Here is a 22,825-nt window from a genome sequence, read left to right as displayed (position 1 = left end):
CGATGCTGGAACATAGTTTGTTTCTGAAATCGGGCAAATCATGGATCGTCTACAAGCAATGCGGGTGTTCGTCACGGTGGTGGACCTGGGCAGCCAGTCGGCGGCGGCCGAGCATCTGGACCTGTCGCGGCCGGTGGTGTCGCGCTACTTGGCGGAGCTGGAGGACTGGGTCGGTGCCCGGCTGATGCACCGCACCACCCGCAAGCTGAGCCTGACAGCCGCTGGCACGGAAGTCCTGCCGCGTTGCCGGCAGATGCTGGAGCTGTCCGGCGACATGCAAGCCGCCGTCAGCACCCCGGACGACGCGCCACGGGGCGTGTTGCGCATCAGTGCCAGTACTTCGTTCGGCCAGGCCCAACTGGCGAGCGCCATGGCCGAATACGTCAAGCGCTACCCTGGGGTGAGCGTCGACCTGCAAATGCTCGACCGCACCGTGAACCTGGTGGATGAGCGCATCGACCTGGCGATCCGCATGAGCAACGACCTGGACCCGAACCTGATTGCCCGTCGCCTCACGGTCTGCCGCTCGGTGATCTGCGCCTCACCGCGCTATCTGCGTGAGCACTCGACTCCGCTGCGAGTGGAAGACCTGAGCCGGCACAACTGCCTGACCCACTCCTACGTCGGCAAGAGCCTGTGGCATTTCGAGCAGGACGGCGAGCAGGTCTCGGTGCCAGTGCAAGGTAATATCAGCGCCAACGAGGCCAGCACATTGCTCCAGGCGACGATAGCCGGTGCCGGCGTGGCCATGCTGCCCAGCTACCAGGCCGGCGCCCACATCAAGAACGGCGAACTGATCCGCCTGCTGCCCCACGCCGAACCCCGCCGGATGAACATGTACGCGGTGTATGCCTCACGCAAACACATGCCCTCGGCACTGCGCAGCCTGCTGGATTTTCTGGTGCTCAAGTTTCCCGAGATGCCCGAGTGGGATGTGGGGTTGTAGCTGCCACCTGTGAAAAAACCTATGTGGGGAGTCTCTGTGGGAGCGAGCTTGCTCGCGATAGCGGAGTGTCAGCCACCCTTTTGTTGACTGATACACCGCTATCGCGAGCAAGCTCGCTCCCACAATGGAGATCGGTGTATGACCAGGATTTCACCATTAGCCCGCCCCAAGGCATACTTGCGGCCCTCCGAGTTCCAGAACCCATCGCCCCATGCGTATCCACGTCAGTTTCATCGACCGCGTCGGCATCACCCAGGAAGTCCTGGCCTTGCTCGGTGGGCGCAATCTCAATCTGGATGCGGTAGAGATGGTACCGCCCAACGTCTACATCGACGCCCCGACCCTCAGCCCGCAAGTGCTCGACGAGTTGCGCGAGGCACTGTTCAGCGTGCGCGGCGTGCAGGCGGTCACCGTGGTGGACATCCTCCCGGGCCAGCGTCGTCACTTGCAGCTCGATGCCTTGCTCGCGGCCATGACCGACCCGGTACTGGCCCTGGACAGTGCCGGCAAGGTGTTGCTGGCCAACCCGGCGCTGATTGCCCTGTACGGTCGTGAACCGGCCGGGGAAAGCGTGGCCGAGCTGTTCGGTGACGAGGCATTGCTGGACGCCTTGCTGGAGAATGGTTTCCGCTTGCCCCTGCGGGAAATCACCCTCAACGGCCAGACGTTGCTGCTGGACGCCACGCCCATCACCGACGCCGGCGCGCTGCTGACGCTGTATCAACCGAACCGCATCGGCGAGCGCCTGTCGGCCCTGCATCACGATCACGCCGAAGGCTTCGACGCGCTGCTGGGCGAGTCCCCGGCGATCCGCACCCTCAAGGCCCGGGCCCAGCGGGTCGCGGCGCTGGATGCACCGCTGCTGATCCAGGGCGAAACCGGCACCGGCAAGGAACTGGTGGCCCGGGCGTGCCATGCCATCAGCGCCCGTCATGGCGCACCGTTCCTGGCCCTGAACTGCGCGGCATTGCCGGAGAACCTGGCGGAAAGCGAACTGTTCGGCTACGCCCCCGGCGCCTTCACCGGAGCGCAACGAGGCGGCAAGCCAGGACTGATGGAGCTGGCGAACCAGGGCACGGTATTCCTCGATGAAATCGGCGAGATGTCGCCGTACCTGCAAGCCAAGCTGCTGCGGTTCCTGAACGATGGCAGCTTCCGCCGGGTGGGCGGCGACCGGGAGATCAAGGTCAACGTGCGGATCTTGAGCGCCACGCACCGCAACCTGGAGAAAATGGTCAGCGAAGGCTCGTTCCGCGAAGACCTGTTCTATCGCCTGAACGTGCTCAATGTCGAAGTCCCGCCGCTGCGTGAACGCGGCCAGGACATCCTGCTGCTGGCGCGTTACTTCATGCAGCAGGCCTGCGCGCAGATCCAGCGCCCGGTCTGCCGCCTGGCCCCCGGCACTTACCCGGCCCTGCTGGGCAACCGCTGGCCGGGGAACGTGCGGCAATTGCAGAACGTGATCTTCCGCGCCGCGGCCATCTGCGAAAGCAGCCTGGTGGACATCGGCGACCTGGACATCGCCGGCACCTCCGTGGCGCGCCAGGGCGATGTGGAAGTCGAAAGCCTGGAACAGGCCGTGGAAAGCTTCGAGAAGCACCTGCTCGAAAGCCTCTACGTCAACTACCCCTCCACCCGCCAGCTCGCCAGCCGCCTGCAAACCTCCCACACCGCCATTGCCCATCGGCTGCGCAAGTACGGGATTTCCGGAAAGCCATAAACCCGCCGCAGTCGCCCTGCGGGAGTGAGCTTGCTCGCGATGACGCTAGCCCGGTCAGCCATAGGTTGACTGACACATCGCTATCGCGAGCAAGCTCGCTCCACAGGGGTTCTGTGTTGTGGTCGAGAATCGCGTCAAAAACGACCTCCACCTGTACTGAAAGCGCTACAGCGGAACGATATCGCTACAGGTAGCGCTAGACTGCGCCAGATAAGGCTTTGATCCAGCAATGATTTTATTCAGGCGCGGCGCCGTAGCGATTTCGCTACAGCCCAACGGATCCGCAGTCCTCGCAAACGCCTCAAATCATTGACCCACAAGCTTTTTTCACTATTGGCCGCGTTCTTGCTATGGGTATTAGCATTCGGCCGGGCCAAGCCCCGCGCCTTTCTTCGCGTCCACCAGACGAATCTGGCCCCAGGAGTTTCCATGAGCGAGTTGCGTTTCACTGAAGATCACGAATGGCTGCGCACCGAAGCCGACGGCAGCGTTACAGTCGGTATTACTGCGTTTGCGCAGAACGCCTTGGGCGATGTGGTCTATGTTCAGTTACCGGAACTGCAAAGCTACGACAAGGGTGCCGAAGCCTCCACCGTGGAATCGGTGAAAGCGGCCAGCGGTGTCTACATGCCACTGGACGGTGAAGTGCTCGAAGTGAACCCGGCCCTGGAAAGCAATCCGGAACTGGTCAACGAAGATCCGCTGGGCAAAGGCTGGTTTTTCCGCTTCAAACCCGCCAACGCCGCCGACGTTGACCAACTGCTGGATCAGGACGCCTACGACCGCCTGATCAAAGCCAACGCCGAAGCCTGAGGAGCGCCATATGACCGTTAATCTCGGCACTGCCAACGAATTCATCGCCCGCCACATCGGCCCGCGTGCCAGCGACGAGCAAGCCATGCTTGAGCGCCTGGGCTACGACTCCCTGGAGGCCCTGAGCGCCAGCGTCATCCCGGAAAGCATCAAGGGCACCAGCGTGCTGGACATGGGCGACGGCCAGAGCGAAGCCGATGCACTGGCCTCGATCAAGGCCATCGCCGCCAAGAACCAACTGTTCAAGACCTATATCGGCCAGGGCTACTACAACTGCCATACGCCGTCGCCGATCCTGCGCAACCTGCTGGAAAACCCGGCCTGGTACACCGCCTACACGCCGTACCAGCCAGAAATTTCCCAGGGCCGTCTCGAAGCGCTGTTGAACTTCCAGACCCTGATCAGCGACCTTACCGGCCTGCCAATCGCCAACGCCTCCTTGCTCGACGAAGCCACCGCCGCTGCCGAAGCCATGACTTTCTGCAAGCGCCTGAGCAAGAACAAGGGCAGCAACGCATTCTTCGCCTCCGTGCACAGCCACCCGCAAACCCTCGACGTACTGCGCACCCGTGCCGAGCCCCTGGGCATCGACGTGGTGGTCGGCGATGAGCGCGAACTGAGCGACGTCAGCGGTTTCTTCGGCGCGCTGCTGCAATACCCGGCCAGCAACGGTGATCTGTTCGACTATCGCGAACTGACCGAACGCTTCCACACCGCCAACGCCCTGGTGGCCGTGGCCGCGGACCTGCTGGCCCTGACCCTGTTGACTCCGCCAGGTGAATTCGGCGCCGACGTGGCCATCGGCAGCGCCCAGCGCTTCGGCGTGCCACTGGGCTTCGGTGGCCCGCACGCGGCGTATTTTTCCACCAAGGACGCCTTCAAGCGCGACATGCCGGGCCGTCTGGTCGGCGTTTCCGTGGACCGTTTCGGCAAGCCGGCCCTGCGCCTGGCGATGCAGACCCGCGAGCAACACATCCGCCGCGAGAAAGCCACGAGCAACATCTGCACCGCCCAGGTGCTGCTAGCCAACATCGCCAGCATGTACGCCGTGTACCACGGTCCCAAGGGCCTGGTGCAAATTGCCAATCGCATCCATCACCTGACCGCGATCCTCGCCAAGGGCCTGGGCGCGCTGGGCCTGAACGTCGAGCAAGAAAGCTTCTTCGACACCCTGACCCTGCGTACCGGCGCGCAAACCGCTGCCCTGCACGATAAGGCCCGCGTCCAACGCATCAACCTGCGTGTAGTGGACGCTGAGCGCCTGGGCCTGTCCCTGGACGAGACCACCAGCCAGGCTGACATCGAGACCCTGCTCTGTTTGATAGGCAGCGTGTTGGCCGACGGCAAGGCCCTGCCGGACTTCGCGGCACTGGCCGCCAACGTGCAAAGCCACATTCCGGCCGAGCTGGTGCGCCAATCGGCGATCCTCAGCCACCCAGTGTTCAACCGCTACCACTCCGAAACCGAGCTGATGCGCTACCTGCGCAAGCTCGCCGACAAGGACCTGGCCCTGGATCGCACCATGATCCCGCTGGGTTCCTGCACCATGAAGCTCAACGCCGCCAGCGAAATGATTCCGGTGACCTGGGCCGAATTCGGCGCCCTGCACCCATTCGCACCGTCCGAACAGAGCGCTGGCTACCAGCAACTGACCGACGAACTGGAAGCGATGCTCTGCGCCGCCACCGGCTATGACGCCGTGTCGCTGCAACCCAACGCCGGCTCCCAGGGCGAATACGCCGGCCTGCTGGCGATCCGCGCCTATCACCAGAGCCGTGGCGAAGAGCGTCGCGACATCTGCCTGATCCCGTCCTCGGCCCACGGCACCAACCCGGCCACCGCCCACATGGCCGGCATGCGCGTGGTCGTGACCGCCTGCGATGCCCGCGGCAACGTCGACATCGAAGACCTGCGCGCCAAGGCCATCGAGCACCGCGAACACCTCGCGGCGCTGATGATCACTTACCCGTCCACCCACGGCGTGTTCGAAGAAGGCATCCGCGAAATCTGCGGCATCATTCATGACAACGGCGGCCAGGTGTACATCGACGGCGCCAACATGAACGCCATGGTCGGCCTCTGCGCCCCAGGCAAGTTCGGTGGCGACGTGTCCCACCTGAACCTGCACAAGACTTTCTGCATCCCTCACGGCGGTGGCGGCCCGGGCGTCGGCCCGATTGGCGTCAAGTCGCACCTGGCTCCGTTCCTGCCGGGCCACGCCAAGATGGAACGCAAGGAAGGCGCGGTGTGCGCGGCGCCGTTCGGCAGCGCGAGCATCCTGCCAATCACCTGGATGTACATCCGCATGATGGGCGGCGCCGGCCTCAAGCGCGCCTCGCAACTGGCGATCCTCAACGCCAACTACATCGCCCGTCGCCTGGAAGAGCACTACCCGGTGCTCTACTCCGGCAGCAACGGCCTGGTGGCCCACGAATGCATCCTCGACCTGCGTCCACTCAAGGACAGCAGCGGCATCAGCGTCGATGACGTGGCCAAGCGCCTGATCGACTTCGGTTTCCATGCGCCGACCATGTCCTTCCCGGTGGCCGGCACGTTGATGATCGAGCCGACCGAAAGCGAATCCAAGGAAGAACTGGACCGCTTCTGCGACGCCATGATCTGCATCCGCGAAGAAATCCGCGCGGTGGAAAACGGCAGCCTGGACAAAGACGACAACCCACTGAAAAACGCCCCGCACACTGCGGCGGAAATCGTCGGCGAGTGGACCCACCCTTACAGCCGCGAACAGGCGGTGTACCCGGTGGCGTCGTTGATCGAAGGCAAGTACTGGCCGCCCGTGGGCCGGGTCGACAACGTGTTCGGCGACCGCAACCTGGTCTGCGCTTGCCCGTCGATCGAAAGCTACGCTTGACCTGTGAAGAGGGGCGGGTTCGCTCGCCCCTCTCAAACACACCGCCATGCCTTGTGAAAGCAATTTCTCAAGGAAAACCACAGCCCCTGTGGGAGCGAGCTTGCTCGCGATAGCGCACTGTCAGTCTGCAGGTGTGTGGCTGTCACGCCGCTATCGCGAGCAAGCTCGCTCCCACAAGGGGAATGTGCCAAACCCCGCAAACCGTCGAACTCATAAAAAGAAACCGGAGAAACACCATGTCGTTAAGCGTGTTCGACCTGTTCAAGATCGGTATCGGTCCCTCCAGTTCCCATACCGTCGGCCCCATGCGTGCCGCTGCCCGTTTTGTCGAAGGGCTGCGCCGTGATGACCTGCTTGAAACCATCACCAGCGTCAAGGTCGAGCTCTACGGCTCGCTCGGCGCCACCGGCAAGGGCCACGGCAGCGACAAGGCCGTGCTGCTGGGCCTGGAAGGTGAACACCCGGACACCGTGGACACCGAAACCGTCGACGCCCGCCTGCAAGCGATCCGCAGCAATGGGCGCCTGAACCTGCTCGGCCAGCATCCCATCGAATTCAATGAAAAGCTGCACCTGGCGATGATCCGCAAGCCGCTGGCCTTTCACCCCAACGGCATGATCTTCCGCGCCTTCGATGCCGCAGGGCTGCAAGTGCGCAGCCGCGAGTACTACTCGGTCGGTGGCGGTTTTGTCGTGGATGAAGACGCCGCCGGCGCCGACCGTATCGTCGAAGATGCCACGCCCCTGACCTTCCCATTCAAGAGTGCCAAGGACCTGCTGGGCCATTGCAGCACCTATGGCCTGTCCATCAGCCAACTGATGCTGACCAACGAAAGCGCCTGGCGCCCCGAAGCCGAGACCCGTGCCGGCCTGCTGAAAATCTGGCAGGTGATGCAGGATTGCGTGGCGGCGGGCTGTCGCAACGAAGGGATTCTGCCGGGCGGGCTGAAGGTCAAGCGCCGGGCCGCGGCGTTGCACCGCCAATTGTGCAAGAACCCCGAAGCCGCACTGCGCGACCCGTTGTCGGTGCTGGACTGGGTCAACCTGTATGCCTTGGCGGTCAACGAAGAAAACGCCTACGGCGGCCGCGTCGTCACCGCGCCTACCAATGGGGCGGCGGGCATCATCCCGGCCGTGCTGCATTACTACATGCGTTTTATTCCCGGGGCCAGCGAGGATGGCGTGGTGCGGTTCCTGCTGACCGCCGCCGCCATCGGCATCCTGTACAAGGAAAACGCCTCCATCTCCGGCGCCGAAGTCGGTTGCCAGGGTGAAGTGGGCGTGGCCTGTTCCATGGCCGCCGGCGCCCTGTGCGAAGTGCTCGGCGGCAGCGTGCAGCAAGTGGAGAACGCCGCCGAGATCGGCATGGAACACAACCTTGGCCTGACCTGCGACCCGATCGGCGGCCTGGTGCAGGTGCCCTGCATCGAACGCAACGCCATGGGTTCGGTGAAGGCCATCAACGCGGTACGCATGGCCATGCGCGGCGACGGGCATCACTTCGTCTCCCTCGACAAAGTCATCCGCACCATGCGCCAGACCGGCGCCGACATGAAAAGCAAATACAAGGAGACCGCCCGAGGCGGTCTGGCGGTCAACATCATCGAATGCTGATGCGCGCCATTCTCATTTTCCAGGAGTCGATATGTCCACCGAACAACTGTTGAAAACCCCGCTGCACGCACTGCACCTCGAACTCGGCGCCCGCATGGTGCCGTTCGCCGGCTACGACATGCCGGTGCAGTACCCATTGGGCGTGATGAAAGAACACCAGCACACCCGCGACCAGGCCGGCTTGTTCGATGTGTCCCACATGGGCCAGATCCGCCTGACCGGCGCAGGCGCCGCCAAGGCCCTGGAAACCCTGGTGCCGGTGGACATCATCGACCTGCCGGTGGGCATGCAGCGCTACGCCATGTTCACCAACGAGAACGGCGGCATCCTCGACGACCTGATGGTCGCCAACCTGGGCAATGACGAGCTGTTCCTGGTGGTCAACGCGGCCTGCAAGGACCAGGACCTGGCCCACCTGCGTGCCCACATTGGCGCGCAGTGCAGCATCGAGTCGCTGTTCGAAACCCGAGCCCTGCTTGCCCTGCAAGGCCCGGCCGCCGTCACCGTGCTTGCACGCCTGGCGCCGGACGTGGCGAAGATGACCTTCATGCAGTTCCAGCGCGTCACGCTGTTGGGCGTGGACTGCTTTGTCAGCCGTTCGGGCTATACCGGTGAAGACGGTTTCGAAATTTCGGTACCCGCCGCCGATGCGGAAAAACTGGCCCGCGCCCTGCTGGCCGAGCCGCAAGTCACGGCCATCGGCCTGGGTGCCCGTGACTCGCTGCGCCTGGAAGCCGGCCTGTGCCTCTACGGTCACGACATGAACACCGAGACCACGCCAATCGAAGCCAGCCTGCTGTGGGCAATTTCCAAAGTACGTCGTGCCGACGGCGCCCGCGCTGGCGGTTTCCCCGGTGCTGAAACCGTGTTCGCCCAACAACAGGGCGGCGTGAAGCGCAAACGTGTCGGCCTGCTGCCCCAGGAACGCACACCGGTGCGCGAAGGCGCAGAGATCGTCAACGAAGCGGGCGAGATTATCGGTGCGGTGTGCAGCGGCGGTTTCGGCCCGACCCTGGGCGGTCCGTTGGCGATGGGTTACCTGGACAGCGCCTATATCGCACTGGATACACCCGTCTGGGCCATTGTGCGTGGGAAAAAGGTGCCTTTACTTGTAAGCAAAATGCCATTCGTTCCACAACGCTACTTCCGCGGCTGATTGACTGTTTCTATAAGTAACGCGATTGCGTTATACGTGCACTAATGTGTAACGCAACCGCCATAAAAAGGTGCATATCCTTAGACTTCAATGGCGCTTATAACAGTCGTTAACCATTGAACTAGCCTATCGAATAAGCCGCGCCCGGCGATGTATGTAAATGCCTGTAAGCTGAGCAAATACGGGCTTCCCCGGGGGTTGTTTTTTCATTCGTAGTTGGCGTAGAGTTTGGTCACTGTGTTTGCATGGGTCGCTTGGAATCGTGACCTGGGCAGTAGCTTATGAAGTTCGCTACATCCCGTTCGACGTCTCTTACTTTCCTGCAACCCAGCCCCAGTACTCTTTCATGCGAAAGAGGCTGTCATCAATTTTAGTGTCAAAGGAAATAAGAAAATGTCTCAACGTCAGAGCGGTACCGTCAAGTGGTTCAACGACGAGAAGGGTTTTGGTTTTATCACGCCTGAAAGCGGTCCGGACCTGTTCGTGCATTTCCGCGCCATCCAGGGCAACGGCTTCAAGAGCCTGAAAGAAGGCCAGAAAGTCACTTTCGTTGCTGTGCAAGGCCAGAAAGGCATGCAGGCTGACGAGGTTCAAGCAGAAGCCTGAGGCTTTCGCACACTAAAAAGCCCCTGATTGATATCAGGGGCTTTTTTATGGGCGTAAATCCGTAAAATGGCTTCTTTTTTCAACCGAGGCCATCATGCCGAAACACCTGCTCACCCCCCAGGGCGACTTTCCACCCGCCGGCCTGGGTCGTCGCCTGGCAGCGATGTTTTATGACTTCTTGCTGTGCACGGCGCTGCTGATCGTCACCAGCGGTGCCTACAAGATGATCCAGATGGCGATCATCGGCGAAGAAAAAATGCGCGCCCTGACCGAAGCCGGCGCACTGGACGGTGACCCGCTGCTGTCCACCGTGCTGCTGTTCGTGCTGTTCGGCTTCTTCGCCAAGTTCTGGACCCACAACGGCCAGACCCTGGGCATGCAGGTGTGGTGCATCCGTGTACAGAACGCCGATGGCACGGCCATCAGCCTGTGGCAGGCGCTGTTGCGGTTCGTGGTCTCGATTGCGTCATTGCTGCTGGTGGGGCTGGGCTTCATCTGGGTGCTGTTCGACAAGCGCAAGCGCAGCTGGCATGACATCTACTCGGATACGCAGCTGGTGCGGATTCCCAAGAAGACCAAATAAGCACACCACAAAACCCGTGGCGAGGGAGCTTGCTCCCGCTCGGCTCTGTAGGAGCTGTCGAGTGCAACGAGGCTGCGATCTTTCCCCAGACACTTGAGTCTAAAGCGAAAGATCAAAAGATCGTCCGAACGCGGCCCGAGCCTTCGGCAGCTCCTACAGAGCCGAGCGGGAGCAAGCTCCCTCGCCACAAAAAGCATCATAGGCCTCAAGACTTCTTGAAGCCTCAAGCCTCCCAACGATCAGGCATTGCCCGCCAACTTCATCCGCGCCGCCTGGGTGAAGTCCAGCATGCGCTTGAGCGGGCGAATCGCCTGGGGGATCAGCGCCGGGTCGACGAAGATCTCGTTGGCGCCCTCCTGCAAGCTCTTGAGCGTGCGCTCCAGGGTATTCATCGCCATCCATGGGCAATGCGCGCAACTGCGGCACGCCGCGCCGTTACCGGCGGTTGGGGCCTCGATGAAGACCTTGTCCGGGCACAGCTGCTGCATCTTGTAGAAAATACCCCGGTCGGTGGCGACGATCAGCGTCTTGTTCGGCAGGGTCTGGGCCGCGGCGATCAATTGGCTGGTGGAGCCCACGGCATCCGCCAGTTCGATCACCGACGTCGGCGACTCCGGGTGCACCAGGATCGCGGCGTCCGGATACAGCGCCTTCATGTCCTCCAACTGCTTGGACTTGAACTCTTCGTGGACGATACAGGCACCGTCCCAGAGCAGCATGTCGGCGCCGGTCTTGCGCTGGATGTAAGTACCCAGGTGCTTGTCCGGGCCCCAGATGATCGTCTCGCCGTTGTCCATCAGGCTCTCGACGATTTCCAGCGCGCAACTGGACGTCACCACCCAGTCGGCCCGGGCCTTCACGGCTGCCGAGGTGTTGGCGTACACCACCACGGTGCGCTCCGGATGCTGGTCGCAGAACGCCGAGAATTCGTCCACCGGGCAGCCCAGGTCCAGGGAGCAGGTGGCCTCCAGGGTGGGCATCAACACACGCTTTTCGGGATTGAGGATCTTCGCGGTCTCGCCCATGAACTTGACCCCCGCCACCACCACGGTCTTGGCCGGGTGGGCATTGCCGAAGCGGGCCATTTCCAGGGAGTCGGACACGCAACCACCGGTCTCTTCGGCCAGGGCCTGGATGATCGGGTCGCAGTAGAAGTGCGCGACCAGCACCGCGTCCTGAGCCTTGAGCTCGGCGGCGATGGCAGCGCGGTACCAGGCCTCTTGCTCGGCGGTCAGCGGCTTGGGCTGCTTGGCGTCGAGGTGGGCCTGGACCAGAAGGCGTTCGGAAATTTGCGTCATGTTCGCAAGACCTGCAAGCGCGTTTAGCGCGAAAGTCGAGTATACACCCGGCTCCGGACCACTCGGGTACCGCCGGGAAAGTGGGTATCAATCAGGCACGGGACAGCGTGAAGCCGGCAAGGCTACAGAATATCCCGTCGATGCAAAAGATCATTCTGACCTGTGCCCGCCCCTGCAACCGGACGCGCGCCCCAGCGGGAGCAAGCTGACCGAAATGTAATCACCTGCCCGGCCGGCTTATGTCATCTTCTTTTCAAAGCGAAACCGGGGGATTGCCCCCCGTGTTCGCAGCGAATCGACTGACGGACTTCCATCGTATGCAAACAAAATCTTCCCGGCGAACCTTCGTCAAGGGCCTGACTGCCGGTGGCATCCTCGGCGGCCTGGGCTTGTGGCGCGCGCCTGTCTGGGCGGTCACCGGCCCGGGCCAGCCCAACGTCCTGAGCGGCACCGAGTTCGATCTGTTCATCGGCGAAAGCCCGGTCAACTTCACCGGCAACCCACGTACCGCCCAGACCATCAACGGCGGCATTCCCGGCCCACTGCTGCGCTGGCGTGAAGGCGACACCGTGACCCTGCGGGTGCGCAATCGCTTGAAGGACACCACGTCCATCCACTGGCACGGCATCCTGCTGCCAGCCAACATGGACGGCGTTCCGGGCTTGAGTTTCAAGGGCATCGAACCCGACGGCCTGTACGTGTATCAGTTCAAGGTCCGGCAAAACGGCACCTACTGGTACCACAGCCATTCCGGTTTCCAGGAACAATCCGGGGTCTACGGCCCGCTGGTGATCGACGCCAGGGAACCGGAGCCCTTCCAATACGAACGGGACTATGTGGTGATGCTCACCGACTGGACCGATGAAGACCCCGGCAACATCCTTCGCAAGCTCAAGAAACAGTCGGACTACTACAACTACAACAAACGCACCGTCGGCGACTTCATTGACGATGTGGGCAAGAACGGCTGGGCCAGCACCGTGGCCGATCGCAAGATGTGGGCCGAGATGAAGATGAATCCCACGGACCTGGCCGACGTCAGTGGCGCCACCTACACCTACCTCATGAACGGCCAGGCGCCGGACATGAACTGGACCGGCCTGTTCAAGCCTGGCGAACGTCTTCGCCTGCGTTTTATCAACGGCTCGGCCATGAGCTATTTCGACGTGCGCATTCCCGGCTTGAAGATGACGGTGGTGGCGTCCGACGGCCAATACGTCAAACCGGTGAGCGTTGACGAGTTCCGGATCGCCGTGGCCGAAACCTATGACGTCATCGTCGAACCCACCCAGGAGGCCTACACCCTGTTCGCCCAGTCCATGGACCGCACCGGGTACGCCCGCGGCACCCTCGCGGCCAGGGCCGGGCTGTCGGCGCCAGTGCCGCCCCTGGACCCGCGGCCATTGGTGACCATGGACGACATGGGCATGGGTGGCATGGACCATGGCTCGATGCAGGGCATGGCCGGAATGGACGACAGCCAGATGCAGGGCATGGACCACAGCCAGATGCAAGGTATGGATCATAGCCAGATGCAGGGCATGGGCGACATGGCCGGGATGGCCGGGATGGATCACGGTGCCATGCAAGGCATGGACGGCATGCTGTCGCATCCCGACACCGAGAAAGACAACCCCCTGGTGGACATGCAGGTCATGAGCGTCAAACCCAAGCTCGACGACCCGGGCATGGGGCTGCGCAACAACGGCCGCAAAGTGCTGACCTACTCGGACCTGCGCAGCACCTTTCCCGACCCCGACGGCCGCGAGCCGGGCCGTACGATCGAGCTGCACCTGACCGGGCACATGGAGAAATTCGTCTGGTCGTTCAACGGCGTGAAATTTTCCGACGCCGCGCCGCTGCTGCTCAAGTACGGCGAGCGAATGCGCATCGTGCTGATCAACGACACCATGATGACCCACCCCATCCACCTGCACGGCATGTGGAGCGACCTGGAGGATGAGAACGGCCAGTTCATGGTGCGCAAGCACACCATCGACGTGCCACCGGGCGCCAAGCGCAGCTACCGCGTCACCGCCGATGCCCTCGGGCGCTGGGCGTACCACTGTCACCTGCTGTTTCACATGGAGATGGGGATGTTCCGTGAAGTTCGGGTGCAGGAATGAGGAGCCGACCATGACCACTGTTTTTCGATACCCCATGGCACTCATTGCCAGCCTGACCCTTGGCGCCACCCCCTCGGCCTGGGCGGCGGGCAACGACATGCAAGGCATGGATCACAGCCAGATGCCAGGGATGGACCCTGGCCAGATGCAAGGCATGGACTCGATGCAGGGCATGGAACCCATGCAATCAGCGCCGACCAGCAGCCGCACACCGATCCCGGAACTGACCGCCGCCGATCGCGCCGCCGTCTACGAGGATCATCGCGGACACGCGGTGCATGACAGCGCCATCAATTCGTTTTTCCTCATCGACCAGCTGGAGTGGCAGGACGCCGATGACGGCAGCGCCCTGAGCTGGGACGCCTCCGGCTGGATCGGTGGCGACATCGACCGTTTGTGGCTGCGCTCCGAAGGTGAACGCCTCAACGGCAAGACCGAAGAAGCGGAACTTCAGGCCCTATGGGGCCACGCCATCAGTCCTTGGTGGGACGTGGTGGCCGGCGTGCGCCAAGACTTCAAGCCAGGCGATGGGCAAACCTGGGCCGCCTTCGGCGTGCAAGGCATGGCGCTGTACAACTTCGAAGCCGAGGCCACTGCGTTCATCGGCGAAGGTGGCCAGAGCGCGGCGCGGCTGGAAGGCGACTACGACATCTTGCTGACCAATCGGCTGATCCTGCAGCCCACCGCCGAGGTCAACTTCTATGGCCAGAACGATCCCGCCCGCGGCGTCGGCTCGGGGCTGTCGGACAGCGAACTTGGCGTACGGCTGCGTTATGAAATACGCCGTGAATTCGCCCCCTACATTGGCGTCACCTGGAATCGGGTCTACGGCAACACCGCCGATTACACCCGTGAAGACGGCGAAGACCGCAGCGAAGCCCGCCTGGTGCTGGGTGTGCGCATGTGGTTCTGACCCGCTGACCTGTTTCACTCAAAACTAAAAACCGAGCTGTAGGAGTCCTTGCATGTCACTCATCAAAAACGCTGTCGTTGCCGTCGCCTTATCCACCGGCCTGTTGCTCAGTGGCCTGGCCCAGGCCCACCCGAAACTGCTGTCCTCTACCCCCGCCGAGGGCGCCGAAGGTGCGGCACCGGCAAAAATAGAGCTGCATTTTTCCGAAAACCTGATGACCAAGTTTTCCGGCGCCAAGCTGATGATGACCGAGATGCCCGGCATGGCAGCCCATTCGCCGATGCCCATGCCAGCCAAGGTCGCCGGCAGCGATGACCCGAAAACCATGGTCATCACACCGAATGCGCCCCTCACCGCTGGCACCTATCAGGTCCAGTGGCGCGCGGTGTCGTCCGACACTCACCCGATCACCGGCAACGTCACGTTCAAGGTGAAGTGAGTTGATGAGCGACTCGATCAACATTGCCCTGCGTTTTGCCCTGTATTTGGATCTGATGTTGCTGTTCGGCCTGGCCGCGTTCGGGCTCTATAGCCTGCGAGGCCAGGAGCGGGTGTCAGGCGCGCAGTTGCCTTTCACGCCGCTGCTGCTGATCTCGGCGGTGCTGGGCGGGTTGCTCTCCCTCGCCGCCATGGCGTGCATGGCCTGGGCCATGAGCGGCGTAGTGGAGTGGGTCGAGCTATGGCCGCACATCGAAATGATGGTAATGGAGACCGACGTCGGCTTGAGTTGGATACTGCGGATGGCGGCGCTGCTGCTGGCCGGTGTCGCCGTTACGTTCAATAAACGTTGGCCGAGCGCCAGCCTGGGCCTGGTCATGCTGGGCGGTGCCGTGGCCTTGGCGACGTTGGCCTGGGCCGGGCACGGCGCCATGGACGAAGGCGCACGCCGTAGCTGGCACTTCATCACCGACTTCCTGCACCTGTGGGCGGCGGCGGGCTGGATTGGGGCCTTGGCCGCATTTGCCCTGCTGCTTCGCCAGGCCGAACCGCAGCTGGCGGTACTGGCCCGGACATTGACCGGGTTTGAAACCGCCGGGGCGGTGTTCGTGGTGGTCATTAGCGTGACCGGGGTGGTGAATTATCTGTTCATCGTCGGCCCGAGCGTCGAAGGACTGCTGGACAGCACCTACGGTCAGTTGCTGGCGCTCAAACTCATCTTGTTCGCCGCCATGCTGGTGTTCGCCGCACTGAACCGTTTTCACCTGAGCCCACTGCTGGCGCAGGCTCAACAGACCGGCGAGCACAAAGTCGCGGTGGGTGCCCTGCGGCGCAGCATGGTCCTGGAGTTCGCTGTGGCGGTGGCCATCCTTGGGTTGGTGGCGTGGCTGGGGACGCTGAGCCCAGGGATGGAATAAACAGGACAGGTGGCAAACGACATTGTGGCGAGGGGATAAATCCCCTCGCCACAAAAGCCAGCCTTCGATTTGACACCGCATTTAATTATTAAATAAGCCCCACCAGTTTTCAGTTTGCCCATCGCAAGGTGCCCTGGCCTAAATAGGGCTTTATCCAGCCAAGGCCCTGTCATGGAAAATATTCGAACCTCAAGCACCCACGCCACCTGGCTGATGGTCAGCATCGTCTTGGTCGCGCTGAACCTGCGCCCCTCGATGGCGGCAGTCGGGCCGTTATTGTCGGCCATTCGCGGCGAGGTGCCCTTGAGTTTCAGTACCGCCTCGCTGCTGACCATGTTGCCTGTCATGGCGATGGGCCTGGCGATGTTCCTGGGCATGCGCATCGCCCTGCGCATTGGTGAACACCGCACCATCGTGCTGTCGCTGTTGATCATTGGTCTGGCCACGGCCTCGCGCTTGTACCTGGACAGCGCCGCCGGGTTGATCGCCAGTGCGGTCGTGGCCGGGCTCGGGATCGCCTTGATCCAGGCCGTGATGCCGGCACTGATCAAGTCGCGCTTCGCCGACAACGTCTCGCTGTTCATGGGCTTGTACGTCACCTCCATCATGGGCGGTGCAGCGATTGCCGCATCGTTTTCACCCTTTGTCCTGACGCAGACCGGCAGTTGGCGCATCGGGCTGGCGATCTGGGCATTGCTGGCGCTGGTCGCCCTGGGCTGCTGGTACGCCCAGCGCTCGAACATCACGCCCTTGCCCGAAGCAGCGTCCCGGCATCACGAAGCGTTTTCCAGCAACGCCCGGGCCTGGCTCCTGGCGAGTTTCTTTGGCCTGGGCACTGCCTCCTACACCTGCGTGCTGGCCTGGCTGGCGCCGTACTACGTGGAAAAGGGCTGGAGCGAACAGCACGCTGGCCTGCTGCTGGGGTTCCTCACGGCAATGGAAGTGTTATCCGGCCTGGTCACTCCGGCGATTGCCAACCGCAGCCGCGATAAACGCCTGGTCCTGAGCGTCCTGCTGGCCCTGATCATCGGCGGCTTCTGCGGCCTGATCCTCAGTCCGGAACGCTTCAGCCTGCTATGGGCCTGCCTGCTGGGGCTGGGTATCGGCGGCCTGTTCCCCATGAGCCTGATCGTATCCCTCGACCACCTGGAAAACCCACGCCGGGCCGGCGGCCTTACCGCGTTCGTGCAGGGTGTGGGCTATCTCATCGCCGGGCTCTCGCCTTTGATTGCCGGGATGATTCGCGACCAATTGGGCAGCTTCGAGTGGGCCTGGTGGTCGCTCACGGCGGTCATGGCGTTGATGATGGTGATGGTATTGCGCCTGGACCCGAAACATTACGGGCAGCACATCCGCTAAACGTTCTAGGAGCATGACTTATAGGCCGAAGATTGGGCTGGTACGACTAGGCGTTACTATACCTGCCAGGAATTTTACCTCGTAAGGGAGCCACGCCTTGTCCGTCATACCTGACAGAACCTTCGCTGAAGTGCTCAAGCACACCGTCAAACGCATTCTTTCCTATTGGACCCAGATCACCGTCACGTTAGGCCTGCTCGCGACAGGGCTTGGGTTCATCACGCTGTATCTCTATACCCGGACGATTGGACGAATCGATCTGTTCATGCCGTCCATCGATGTGAAGTCCGCACTGTTGGTCTGGGTCGTGTTGGTCCTGCTGCTGATGCTGTCGTATTTGTTCATCCTGGGTGCAACAACGTGGATGTTCGGCTGCTCGGTTTCGCTTTTTTCAAACATGAAAGACAACCAACCGAAGATTGTTTTCTATCTGGTGTTCCCTACGGTTGTGGGGTTTAGCGCGTTCATCTGGACCACCTTCTTCTTGCCCACTTTATTGAACCACTGGGCAACATTGGCGGTGTTATTCCTGATCGTCCTCGTTGCGTGCTTTCTCATGTACGCACTCACGCCGTTCAAAAGAATTATCAGGAAAAGCACACTTGTCCAAGCCAGGCTGGATCGAGCCCGCTCGAAACGCCTGGCAGACCATCAACGAATAACGCGAAAAAAGCCCCAGCAGCGCAAGGCCACCCTCCCCCAGAAGAGCTGGTCGCAAGAATGGCTCACCTATTGGCAGATCTTCAAAAACGAGACGACTCCAGCGTGGCTCTGGGTCAAGAAAAATTGGCAGCGGCTACTGTCCTGGATACGGGCTCGCAAAGAGTTCTGGCTCGTCACCCTGCTCTCGATCTCCATCTTCATCACCGTGATCTTCGCCGCCTTTCCAATCCTGCTGACGATACGTTCATATATGGAGAGGGAAACGCCTGACACCGTCCCCTACGTAGCGGGCCTGTCCTGGCTGACACTCATCTTCACCCTGCTACCGGTCGTCATATTTTATTGTTTCAAGGGGGACATCTACAGGCGGACCTTCAATGGCCTGATCGCAATGATCCTCGCCTTCTGCGCCTTCACATTCCTCTCGCCAGGCAGTTTGAGCCAGATCACCTACATCGCGGCAGGAGGCTTATCGGTTCGCCAACAAACGGCGGAGCGATACGCCTTGCCAGAAGAGATAAAACTGCAAGACCTGAACGCCACCCAGTGGAAAACACGTCAGGTTGCTGCGCAAAAAATAGAAGTCGAGGCGTTCCAGTTGTATTCCTTTGGGGACGTACTGCTACTGTGCCCAAAAGACATGCTGTCGCTTGAACTCAAGGAACTGAAAAACTACTCGAAGTTCTGCGTCAGCACGCTCAATAGCAAGGTTGTGCGCAAACCTCGGTTACCGGTATTTGCCAGGAAACCACCCAATGAATGGGTCTGCCGGGTGCCCTCATGGCGGATCCAAGCAGGACGTTGGCTCGCGTGGGAAGCGCTGGGTCCAGGCGTTCATCGCTCCGCGTCGGGTGAGAAGAAGGGCTGATGGCGTTGGTAGTCGTGAGCATGGCGACTGCTCCACGACAGGTTCACTTAGGGAAACGGCGCTTTTCCGAGGGAGCGCCGTTTCTTTGGGGTTGGGTTGGGTTAGATTGGATTGGATTGGGTACATATCCGTTGCTGCGGTCACGGCTGCCTAGGGTTCCGCCCTTACGGCGGGTCACTTTTGGAAGAGCGCCAAAAGTAACCAAAAACGCTTTGCCCCACCACTTGGTGCCTCGCTTAGGCTCGGCATGCCCGAACGCAGGCATTGCTCCGCGGGCCGCCGCGAAGGGCCATCCATGGCCCAGCGCGGCTACCTCGGCATCCATGCCGAGGTGCCCACTGCACAATACCTGCGTTCGGCCAGCGTGGTTTAACGGGGCGTCCAGATCAAGATCAAGATCCAAAGCAAGAGCAAGAGCAAGAGCAAGAGCGGGGTACATGCCGACATCTATGTGGCTGAGCCACCGCTATCGCGAGCAAGCTCGCTCCCACACTGGAGCTTCGGTGAACACAAAATTTATGTCCGACACTGAACCTGGGAGCGAGCTTGCTCGCGATGACGCCGGCACATCCAACATTTTCGCCAACTGAGGCACCGCCTTCGCGAGCAGGCTCGCTCCCACAGGAGAAACGCGGCCCCACCAAGAACCAGGTCGGCTGTCAGGCCGCCTCGGGTGGACGTTGATCTGGGGTGCCCCATTAATCACGCTGGCTGAGCGAAGGTATTGCGCAGTAGGCAATCCGGCATGGATGCCGAGCCTAGGCGAGGCACCAAGTGGTGGGACAAGAGCGTTTGGCTACTTTTACGCGTTTTGTACGGACCGGGGACATGGTGGACACATGACGCGCTTGGGCGGGGGACACTTAATTTCAGGCAAAAAAAAATCCGGAAATCCTCACTTTCGTGGGCCTTCCAGACTTTTAAAACTGCAAAAAATGGTGGGTCGTGTGGGATTCGAACCTACGACCAATTGGTTAAAAGCCAACTGCTCTACCAACTGAGCTAACGACCCGCTGTGTGGTGGCGCGTATAATACTGATTTTTAAGGACTATTCAACACCTATTTTGAAATAAATCAAAAATAACGGGTTGGATCGCTCACGCCGGCCGCAGCAAAGCCCTCTGCGCGCAGGCGGCAGCTGTCGCACTTGCCGCAAGCACGGCCCTGATCGTCGGCCTGATAGCAGGAAACAGTGAGCCCGTAGTCCACGCCAAGCTTCATACCCGCCTTGACGATGTCGGCCTTGCTGAGATTCTGCAGCGGCGCCTGGATACGGAAACCCTGCCCCTCTACGCCGGCCTTGGTCGCCAGGTTCGCCATGCGCTCAAAGGCTTCGACAAATTCCGGGCGGCAATCCGGGTAGCCGGAGTAATCCACGGCATTGACGCCGATGAAAATGTCACGGGCCCCCAGCACTTCGGCCCAGCCCAATGCCAAGGACAGGAATACGGTGTTACGCGCTGGCACATACGTCACCGGGATGCCTTCGCCAGGCACCTCGGGCACGTCGATGGAGCTGTCGGTCAACGCCGAGCCGCCGATGCCGTTGAGGTTCAGGCCGATCACTTTGTGTTCCACCACGCCTTGGTCCTGGGCAACTCGTTCGGCGGCGTGCAGTTCAGCGCGGTGGCGCTGGCCATAGTCGAAACTCATGGTGTAGCAGCGGTAACCGTCGGCACGGGCCATGGCCACGACAGTGGCTGAATCCAGGCCACCGGACAACAGGATGACCGCACGTTTTTGCGTAATGTTCGAATGTTCAGTCATGTCAGCGCCCCGGCTCGTCGTTCCAAAGATATTTATGCAGCTGCAATTGCAAGCGCACCGGCAGGTTATCCGCCACCACCCAATCCGCCAGTTCCCGGGCGCTCAAATCGTGATGGCTCGGCGATAACAACACTTCGCCAGCCCGCTGGTCGAGCCCGTACTGAATCAGCTTCGAGACGGCCCAGTCATAATCTTCCCGCGAACAGATCACGAACTTGACCTGATCGTTGGGGGTCAGCAACTCGATATTCTCGTAACGGTTGCGGTGCGCTTCCTTGGAGCCTGGAGTCTTCAGGTCCACGACGCGACTGACGCGCGGGTCGACGGCCGAGATATCCAGGGCCCCGCTGGTTTCCAGCGAAACCTCGTAACCGGCATCACACAACTGCTTGAGCAACGGGATGGCGTTGGGTTGCGCCAATGGCTCACCACCGGTGACGCAGACATAACGCGGACGATAACTGGCCACTTGCTCCAGGATATCGTCGAGGGTTCGCAAGGTGCCGCCGCTGAAGGCGTAGGCACTGTCGCAGTACTGGCAACGCAATGGGCAACCGGTGAGGCGCACAAATACGGTGGGCAGCCCAGCCGTCCGCGTTTCACCCTGCAACGAGTAAAAAACTTCGGTGATTCTCAATGTGTCTTGCATAGTCGCCACGGGCGTAACAGCTAAACAGGCTGTCCGCCTCCGTCAGGCACTTCAAGGAACCCCGCCAACGCGCAGATCCCAAAAAGCGTGTTTCATAAAAAGGGCGTGAATTCTAACGAAAAAACCCGCGACAAGCGCGGGTTTCTTCAAAACAGGTCAAGCCGGCTTACATGCGTTGCAGATCACGCTGGGCCAATTGGGCAGCCGACGTACCCGGATATTGGGCCACCACCTGCTGCAGAATGCCTTTGACCTTGTCGGTGTGACCCAGGCGGCGCTCTACGTCAGCCAGCTTGTACAGCGAATCCGGCACTTTGGCGTGCTTGGGATACAGCTGCGAAACCTTGGCGAACGCCTGGCCAGCGCCTTGCAGATCGCCCTTGGCCAGGTTCACTTCGCCCAGCCAGTATTGGGCATTGCCCGCGTACTGGCTGTTTGGGTATTTGCGCAGGAAAGCGGCAAAGGCCTGGCTGGCCTTGTCGAAATCCTTGGCCTTGATCAAGTCGAAGGCAGCGTCGTAATAGAGCTTTTCCTTCGCCGGATCAGCCGGTTCGCCACCGGCGGCAGGCGCTGCCGGAGCAGCAGCCCCCGCACCTGCGGCTGCACCGGGGGCGTTCAAGTCGCCACCGGCAGGAGAATTCTCAGGAGTCGCGGCAGGTGCAACGCCGGATCCTATGCGCCGATCAAGATCCTGGTATCGCTCCAGGTTTTCCTGCTTCATGCGCGAAATATCATTTTGCAGTTCTTCGATCACACCCTGTTGGCGCGAGATCTGATCCTGCATTTGCTGCAGTTGGTTGAACAGCTGGCCCTGTGCCGAGACAGGGGCCGAAACCCCTCCCCCGGCATAGGCGCCGTTCGTACCGTAACCTGCAGGCGGATAACTGCTCCCGCTATTGTTATAGCCGGCATCGTTATCGACCACAGGAACCGCAGCCCACGCCGCAAGCGGCGCGAGGCTGAGAGCCAGAACAGTTACAGCACGACGGCACGTTCGCATGACGAATTACTTACGCAGTTCGACGCGACGGTTTTGAGCCCAGGACTGCTCGTCGTTGCCGGTGGCAACTGGACGCTCTTCGCCGTAGGAAACCAGTTCCAGCTGAGCTGGGGAAACACCTTGCAGTACCAGGTAGCGTTGAACGGCTTTCGCACGACGCTCGCCCAGTGCCATGTTGTACTCACGAGTACCACGTTCGTCGGTGTTGCCTTCCAGAACGACGCGAGCGCCGTTTGCTTTCAGGTCCTTGGCGTGAACGTCCAGAGCGCGCATGGCTTCTGGCTTCAGGTCCGAGCTGTCGTATTCGAAGTAGAAGGTGGTGATTGCGCGCAGAGCAGCTTCTTCGCTCAGGGAGCCGTCAACTGCACCAGTGTTAGCGCCGTAACCAGCGTTTGGATCAACAGCGCCTTCACCGGCATTGTCGCCGCCTTTGGACGAGCAACCTACAGCTACAGCCATGGCCAGAGCCAGCGCAGCAAATTTACCAAACTTCAGCATTTCCATCGTGAAACTCCTA

Annotated in this window: 20 protein-coding genes, 1 tRNA gene and 1 pseudogene; 15 read left to right on the top strand and 7 right to left on the bottom strand. The window is 61.3% G+C overall.

Annotated features, from left to right (window positions below; genetic code table 11):
- Positions 1 to 40 precede the first annotated feature (40 nt).
- The 8 genes from KI237_RS06365 (at position 41) to KI237_RS06330 (ending at position 10,309) form a co-directional block, all read left to right on the top strand.
- Positions 41 to 946, top strand: a complete 906-nt coding sequence (locus KI237_RS06365) for a LysR family transcriptional regulator (protein WP_212799245.1) — start codon at positions 41 to 43, stop codon at positions 944 to 946.
- 211 nt (positions 947 to 1,157) lie between these two features.
- Positions 1,158 to 2,666 carry a transcriptional regulator GcsR gene (gene gcsR / locus KI237_RS06360; RefSeq protein ID WP_058542596.1) on the top strand — a complete coding sequence of 503 codons (1,509 nt, stop codon included), beginning with the start codon at positions 1,158 to 1,160 and terminating at the stop codon, positions 2,664 to 2,666.
- Between the two features lie 429 nt (positions 2,667 to 3,095).
- The gene (gcvH, locus tag KI237_RS06355; protein WP_212799244.1) at positions 3,096 to 3,479 is read left to right on the top strand and encodes a glycine cleavage system protein GcvH; all 384 of its coding nucleotides are present in this window, start codon (positions 3,096 to 3,098) and stop codon (positions 3,477 to 3,479) included.
- A gap of 10 nt (positions 3,480 to 3,489) precedes the next feature.
- Positions 3,490 to 6,351, top strand: a complete 2,862-nt coding sequence (gene gcvP / locus KI237_RS06350; RefSeq protein ID WP_212799243.1) for an aminomethyl-transferring glycine dehydrogenase — start codon at positions 3,490 to 3,492, stop codon at positions 6,349 to 6,351.
- 236 nt (positions 6,352 to 6,587) lie between these two features.
- Positions 6,588 to 7,964, top strand: coding sequence for an L-serine ammonia-lyase (locus KI237_RS06345; RefSeq protein ID WP_212799242.1), 1,377 nt, complete (start codon positions 6,588 to 6,590; stop codon positions 7,962 to 7,964).
- A gap of 31 nt (positions 7,965 to 7,995) precedes the next feature.
- Complete coding sequence (gcvT, locus tag KI237_RS06340) at positions 7,996 to 9,120, top strand: glycine cleavage system aminomethyltransferase GcvT (protein ID WP_212799241.1); 1,125 nt, start codon at positions 7,996 to 7,998, stop codon at positions 9,118 to 9,120.
- 393 nt (positions 9,121 to 9,513) lie between these two features.
- Complete coding sequence (locus tag KI237_RS06335) at positions 9,514 to 9,726, top strand: cold-shock protein (protein WP_003175786.1); 213 nt, start codon at positions 9,514 to 9,516, stop codon at positions 9,724 to 9,726.
- A 94-nt stretch (positions 9,727 to 9,820) separates the two neighbouring features.
- On the top strand, positions 9,821 to 10,309 hold the full coding sequence (locus KI237_RS06330) for an RDD family protein (protein WP_212799240.1): 489 nt from the start codon (positions 9,821 to 9,823) through the stop codon (positions 10,307 to 10,309).
- A gap of 239 nt (positions 10,310 to 10,548) precedes the next feature.
- Here the strand turns inward: KI237_RS06330 and nadA are convergent, their stop codons facing one another.
- Positions 10,549 to 11,607, bottom strand: coding sequence for a quinolinate synthase NadA (nadA, locus tag KI237_RS06325; RefSeq protein ID WP_003205010.1), 1,059 nt, complete (start codon positions 11,605 to 11,607; stop codon positions 10,549 to 10,551).
- 317 nt (positions 11,608 to 11,924) lie between these two features.
- On the opposite strand from nadA, the gene KI237_RS06320 reads away from it, so the two are divergent.
- The 7 genes from KI237_RS06320 (at position 11,925) to KI237_RS30710 (ending at position 19,264) form a co-directional block, all read left to right on the top strand.
- The gene (locus KI237_RS06320) at positions 11,925 to 13,733 is read left to right on the top strand and encodes a copper resistance system multicopper oxidase (RefSeq protein ID WP_212799239.1); all 1,809 of its coding nucleotides are present in this window, start codon (positions 11,925 to 11,927) and stop codon (positions 13,731 to 13,733) included.
- Positions 13,734 to 13,743: 10 nt separating this feature from the next.
- Positions 13,744 to 14,646, top strand: coding sequence for a copper resistance protein B (locus KI237_RS06315; RefSeq protein ID WP_212799238.1), 903 nt, complete (start codon positions 13,744 to 13,746; stop codon positions 14,644 to 14,646).
- A gap of 52 nt (positions 14,647 to 14,698) precedes the next feature.
- A complete protein-coding gene (copC, locus tag KI237_RS06310; RefSeq protein ID WP_212799237.1) occupies positions 14,699 to 15,085 on the top strand; it encodes a copper homeostasis periplasmic binding protein CopC in 387 nt (128 codons plus the stop codon).
- Between the two features lie 4 nt (positions 15,086 to 15,089).
- Positions 15,090 to 16,001 carry a copper homeostasis membrane protein CopD gene (gene copD, locus KI237_RS06305; protein WP_212799236.1) on the top strand — a complete coding sequence of 304 codons (912 nt, stop codon included), beginning with the start codon at positions 15,090 to 15,092 and terminating at the stop codon, positions 15,999 to 16,001.
- A 171-nt stretch (positions 16,002 to 16,172) separates the two neighbouring features.
- Positions 16,173 to 17,360, top strand: coding sequence for a cyanate transporter (locus KI237_RS06300; RefSeq protein ID WP_212799235.1), 1,188 nt, complete (start codon positions 16,173 to 16,175; stop codon positions 17,358 to 17,360).
- 97 nt (positions 17,361 to 17,457) lie between these two features.
- Positions 17,458 to 18,891 (top strand): hypothetical protein, encoded by a 1,434-nt coding sequence (locus KI237_RS06295; RefSeq protein WP_212799234.1) that lies wholly within the window; start codon positions 17,458 to 17,460, stop codon positions 18,889 to 18,891.
- Between the two features lie 247 nt (positions 18,892 to 19,138).
- Positions 19,139 to 19,264: a hypothetical protein gene (locus tag KI237_RS30710; RefSeq protein WP_283246325.1), complete on the top strand. Its 126-nt coding sequence runs from the start codon at positions 19,139 to 19,141 to the stop codon at positions 19,262 to 19,264.
- Positions 19,265 to 19,564: 300 nt separating this feature from the next.
- Here KI237_RS30710 and KI237_RS30325 read toward each other — a convergent pair.
- The 6 genes and pseudogenes from KI237_RS30325 to pal form a co-directional block, all read right to left on the bottom strand.
- Positions 19,565 to 19,642: pseudogene (locus tag KI237_RS30325) on the bottom strand (nucleoid-structuring protein H-NS); the annotation flags it as partial.
- Positions 19,643 to 19,827: 185 nt separating this feature from the next.
- A tRNA-Lys gene (locus tag KI237_RS06290) sits at positions 19,828 to 19,903 on the bottom strand.
- Positions 19,904 to 19,966: 63 nt separating this feature from the next.
- A complete protein-coding gene (gene queC, locus KI237_RS06285) occupies positions 19,967 to 20,641 on the bottom strand; it encodes a 7-cyano-7-deazaguanine synthase QueC (RefSeq protein WP_212800568.1) in 675 nt (224 codons plus the stop codon).
- 19 nt (positions 20,642 to 20,660) lie between these two features.
- On the bottom strand, positions 20,661 to 21,308 hold the full coding sequence (gene queE, locus KI237_RS06280) for a 7-carboxy-7-deazaguanine synthase QueE (protein WP_109753811.1): 648 nt from the start codon (positions 21,306 to 21,308) through the stop codon (positions 20,661 to 20,663).
- Positions 21,309 to 21,474: 166 nt separating this feature from the next.
- Positions 21,475 to 22,308 carry a tol-pal system protein YbgF gene (gene ybgF, locus KI237_RS06275; RefSeq protein WP_212799233.1) on the bottom strand — a complete coding sequence of 278 codons (834 nt, stop codon included), beginning with the start codon at positions 22,306 to 22,308 and terminating at the stop codon, positions 21,475 to 21,477.
- Positions 22,309 to 22,314: 6 nt separating this feature from the next.
- Complete coding sequence (gene pal / locus KI237_RS06270; protein ID WP_003178634.1) at positions 22,315 to 22,812, bottom strand: peptidoglycan-associated lipoprotein Pal; 498 nt, start codon at positions 22,810 to 22,812, stop codon at positions 22,315 to 22,317.
- Between the last annotated feature and the right edge of the window lie 13 nt (positions 22,813 to 22,825).

This window comes from Pseudomonas sp. St316, from assembly GCF_018325905.1.
Taxonomy (GTDB): domain Bacteria; phylum Pseudomonadota; class Gammaproteobacteria; order Pseudomonadales; family Pseudomonadaceae; genus Aquipseudomonas.
The sequence above is the reverse complement of the archived record's forward strand: the minus strand, read 5'-3'. Positions and strand labels throughout refer to the sequence as shown.

Coding starts and splice junctions, on each gene's coding strand:
- KI237_RS06300 (WP_212799235.1), top strand. CDS start 16,173: ATGGAAAATATTCGAACCTCAAGCACCCACGCCACCTGGCTGATGGTC.
- KI237_RS30710 (WP_283246325.1), top strand. CDS start 19,139: ATGCCCGAACGCAGGCATTGCTCCGCGGGCCGCCGCGAAGGGCCATCC.
- gcvP (WP_212799243.1), top strand. CDS start 3,490: ATGACCGTTAATCTCGGCACTGCCAACGAATTCATCGCCCGCCACATC.
- KI237_RS06365 (WP_212799245.1), top strand. CDS start 41: ATGGATCGTCTACAAGCAATGCGGGTGTTCGTCACGGTGGTGGACCTG.
- pal (WP_003178634.1), bottom strand. CDS start 22,812: ATGGAAATGCTGAAGTTTGGTAAATTTGCTGCGCTGGCTCTGGCCATG.
- queE (WP_109753811.1), bottom strand. CDS start 21,308: ATGCAAGACACATTGAGAATCACCGAAGTTTTTTACTCGTTGCAGGGT.
- nadA (WP_003205010.1), bottom strand. CDS start 11,607: ATGACGCAAATTTCCGAACGCCTTCTGGTCCAGGCCCACCTCGACGCC.
- copC (WP_212799237.1), top strand. CDS start 14,699: ATGTCACTCATCAAAAACGCTGTCGTTGCCGTCGCCTTATCCACCGGC.
- gcvH (WP_212799244.1), top strand. CDS start 3,096: ATGAGCGAGTTGCGTTTCACTGAAGATCACGAATGGCTGCGCACCGAA.
- KI237_RS06345 (WP_212799242.1), top strand. CDS start 6,588: ATGTCGTTAAGCGTGTTCGACCTGTTCAAGATCGGTATCGGTCCCTCC.
- gcvT (WP_212799241.1), top strand. CDS start 7,996: ATGTCCACCGAACAACTGTTGAAAACCCCGCTGCACGCACTGCACCTC.
- ybgF (WP_212799233.1), bottom strand. CDS start 22,308: ATGCGAACGTGCCGTCGTGCTGTAACTGTTCTGGCTCTCAGCCTCGCG.
- gcsR (WP_058542596.1), top strand. CDS start 1,158: ATGCGTATCCACGTCAGTTTCATCGACCGCGTCGGCATCACCCAGGAA.
- KI237_RS06315 (WP_212799238.1), top strand. CDS start 13,744: ATGACCACTGTTTTTCGATACCCCATGGCACTCATTGCCAGCCTGACC.
- KI237_RS06330 (WP_212799240.1), top strand. CDS start 9,821: ATGCCGAAACACCTGCTCACCCCCCAGGGCGACTTTCCACCCGCCGGC.
- copD (WP_212799236.1), top strand. CDS start 15,090: ATGAGCGACTCGATCAACATTGCCCTGCGTTTTGCCCTGTATTTGGAT.
- KI237_RS06335 (WP_003175786.1), top strand. CDS start 9,514: ATGTCTCAACGTCAGAGCGGTACCGTCAAGTGGTTCAACGACGAGAAG.
- KI237_RS06320 (WP_212799239.1), top strand. CDS start 11,925: ATGCAAACAAAATCTTCCCGGCGAACCTTCGTCAAGGGCCTGACTGCC.